At 53.8% G+C, this 3457-nt stretch carries 2 protein-coding genes; one reads left to right on the top strand and one right to left on the bottom strand.

Annotated features, from left to right (window positions below):
- Nucleotides 1–167 precede the first annotated feature (167 nt).
- Nucleotides 168–1268 (top strand): DUF4238 domain-containing protein, encoded by a 1101-nt coding sequence (locus LC586_RS40000; RefSeq protein WP_229491309.1) that lies wholly within the window; start codon nucleotides 168–170, stop codon nucleotides 1266–1268.
- Nucleotides 1269–2143: 875 nt separating this feature from the next.
- On the opposite strand, the gene LC586_RS39995 is transcribed toward LC586_RS40000, so the two are convergent.
- Nucleotides 2144–2782 (bottom strand): hypothetical protein, encoded by a 639-nt coding sequence (locus tag LC586_RS39995; protein ID WP_229491308.1) that lies wholly within the window; start codon nucleotides 2780–2782, stop codon nucleotides 2144–2146.
- Nucleotides 2783–3457: the final 675 nt, after the last annotated feature.

Here is a 3457-nt window from a genome sequence, read left to right as displayed (position 1 = left end):
AACTGGTCGCCAGTCGCACCCAAGTATCGGCCGGTCGCCCGCCGTCCCTGCTTGGCTCGCCTTCCATCGAAATGGTGGACTTAACGCAACCGCGCACGATGGCTGAAGTCTTGCGGGACTGGCTTAAGGCCAATGGCTTTCTTGGAGCGCAAGGTCGTTAGGCTGGGATGCCAGAGAACAAGCTCCAACATTATGTCCCCAAGGTCTACCTCCGTGCGTTCTCCACGGTCGCGGGAGGCGCTGCGATCAACCTTCTCAACGTTGATCGAAACCAACCAATTCAGAATGCGCCGATCAAAGGTCAGTGCGCGCGAAACTACCTCTACGGCAGAGACGGAGAGCTAGAGAAGGCCCTTCAAGGACCGGAGGGGCTTTATGGTAGGCTTGCCGCAAAAGCCATTGCGAACCCTTCAGACCTCTCGGATGCGGAGTTGAACGAACTCCGCAATCTAATGCTGCTCCAAACATTCCGAAGCTACGGATACCTTGAGAAGCAGATTGCCATGTCGAACCAGCACGACGCGGATTTGCTGTCGGCGGCTGACGGAAAGCGCGACCAAGTCGAGCTACTCGATATGACAATCCCTATGGCCGTTGATATGGCGCTTGAACACTTCATGGAGATGAGGTGGCACATCGCTGACTTGGAGACGGTGATACTTGTCAACAATTCGCGGGTGGACTTTCTCACCTCGGATGACCCTGCGATTCACATAAATCGCTTCCACGTTCAACGCCGTTTGATCGGCGGGTATGGAATGGGGTCCTCGGGGTGCATCCTCCTGATGCCAATCGCGCCGAGGCTTCTGCTGATGGCCTTCGATCCCTACATCTACAAAGCCGATGGGCCAACAGGCAGCTTGGTCATTTGCAGAGAAGACCAAGACGTTGCCGACCTAAATGCACTCCAGTTGCTCCACGCTCGTCACAACGTCTATTTCGCGAGGTGGGAATCCGCCGAAAAGGTGCAGGCAGACTTCGCGAAGGCAAAGGACGGCCGCCCCAACACGTGGCACACGTTTAAGTACTTTAGGCCGGCCAAGCAGACGCCTCGCGGGACACAATACGTGGCGATAGACCGCCCGGCCGGTGGAGAAGAAGTGGTAGGAACCATCTCGATGTTTAGCCAGGTTCACGTCACGCCCAATCGTTGGCCCCGTTTCCTTCGTTACAGACTAAAGCCGAGCTTCGTAGACACAGGGACGGGGCAAGGAGTCGTCCGGCCGGGCCATCCATCGCTAAAGCGAGTCATGCGACGCGACCGATAGAGGAGGCTTTGGGTCATACTGGTGTGGCTCGACGCCGAAGCGACAGGTTTTTAGGCCCTCCTCAGCTCACAAGCAAGATTGGTCGTTGTGCGACCAACCGCGCGCTATAGGGGCCGTAATCCTTGAACGGTATGATAATACCGCGTCTTGGGCGCTCGCGACGCCTAGCTCGGTCCGAAAAAGTTCATAGCTGGAGCCAGATCGGGCTAAAGCCGCCCCTCATCGCACGCCACGGTCAGGAAGGACCCAAGCCCGCCCCGCCCACGCCCTCCAAAGCCGAGCGCGAGAACACCGGGACCATTCACGTGCTTAACAATCGCATCGTATCATCATGTCCATACAATCAATCGCACTCTATCATCCCTAGTATGGACATCATGCACTCCATGCCTATGCCCCTACCCCGTGTCCACAGTCGCCACACCATCCCCTCAGGGTCGGTTCTCATATAGACCACACAAGAATCTGAAACGTAATTTCACACTCTCTCATTACGCAATACTAAACCCTCTTTTACCGGCAGGAAGTATGGTTATCTAGCAGCATCTATGGCCACCAAGCGCCTCCCTCCTACTGTCCATACAATAAAACCTCACTCTATCATCACTAGCGTGGACACGGAGTACATTCTGCCCAATGCCAGCCCTGTCCATAGCATTAGCACCACCCCTCGTAACCCCACTCTCATATAGACCACACACGAATCTGAAACGTAAATTTCACACTCTCTCATTACGCAATAGCTATCTCCCTTTTAGCTGCTAGTGCCATGACCACCTGACTAATGCTGTGGACATAACACTTTCTTTTCTATTTACACTATGAAATGGAGGGCAATCTCGCTCAATCTCTGATTGTATTTCCGCGTTTGAAGATCAATAGTAGATGTTTATATCTGCAGCGAGCGACGCAGCGGCACTAAGGCAAATACCTTCGTATACAACGCGCGGTCGACCATCGATTGACAGTCGCCTCTTCATTACCCGAGCATCACGCAATGCTTCAAGCAGCTGTCGGGCAAACGCCTTTTGAGAACATGCTGCCTCCCCGTTGTATTTGCAGAAAGCACAAAACGCTTTAAATAGGTCGACCGTCTGAATGCATGCGAACTGCCTTAAAAGACACCACTCTCGCACGAATTTAACCACCGACGCCGACGGAGGCTGGAAGCCGGTCGGCCGTTTTCTAAGATTAGCTAGTGCATTCATCACCCGGTTAAGAACGAGCCGGTCAATGTAAACTTTGTTGCCGGTCTCAATATTTACTGCCGTGTCCATCCACCGCTGCAGGCGCGCCCTAACGGTGTCTCGTTCAATCGCTTTAATGCCGTTGCTGAACTCAGCCCAGTGCGCACCTACTAGAAATAAATGTGGGTGCACCGCTTCGAAATCTCGAGCAATCTCATTTGGATCTCGCTCGTTTAAGCACTGCCGGCCCTCTGCGGTTGCCTTGTTCAATCGCACCAATGCTTCGGCCTTCTTTCTCTCCACTTCCTTTGAACGATCAGTAGCCACAGACGCGCGTCTCACCCCGGCAGTGAACACCCGCCGACACTTCCAGGTTGAGAGTGCCTTGTTAAATAGTAAGTAACCAAGAGGTTCCTGATCCCGGAAATTAGCGGCAAGCCGAAGATTTGCTTCGTCTAAGAGCTCCATCCACCGCGACCGATCTCTGGAGAGTTCAAGAAGGGGACAAAAAATCTCATTGGTCGAATTAATCATGTCTAGTTTCACCAGGATTACGACCTCTGGCCGGAGACCTACTGCGGTCTTCCCCTCCCTCGGACAGGTAGTTTTCCTAATATTATAATGTGATTATCGATACAACAATCTAGTCGAGCAGTCGACAATAGCTGGCAGATAAGGGTTCTCGCCGGGTGACAAAATGGCGCCGCGCGTTGGAAGGTTGTGTCTTTCCCGCAGGGAATTGCGTTGCCGTTCACCTCATAGGTTTTCGACCGATCGTACGGTCCGTCGGTACTACTCGGCCTTCGGTGCTACACGGTTGCCACCGTCGCTGAGTTCCTCGGCCCAAGTCATCTTGACCCTCGAGGCGTCGATGTCCTGGCATGCCGTGGCTCCGGCGAGGCCTTGTGGACCTTAGCATGCGTGGCAAATGTCTCTAACAGCGTACGCCAACTCCGTGGGCCCAACCGCTGTCAAGTTCGAATAACTCGTAAGTGACCTTCG

The sequence above is a fragment of the Nostoc favosum CHAB5714 genome, assembly GCF_020829495.1.
Lineage (GTDB): Bacteria > Cyanobacteriota > Cyanobacteriia > Cyanobacteriales > Nostocaceae > Nostoc > Nostoc favosum.
The sequence above is the reverse complement of the archived record's forward strand: the minus strand, read 5'-3'. Positions and strand labels throughout refer to the sequence as shown.

Coding starts and splice junctions, on each gene's coding strand:
- LC586_RS40000 (WP_229491309.1), top strand. CDS start 168: ATGCCAGAGAACAAGCTCCAACATTATGTCCCCAAGGTCTACCTCCGT.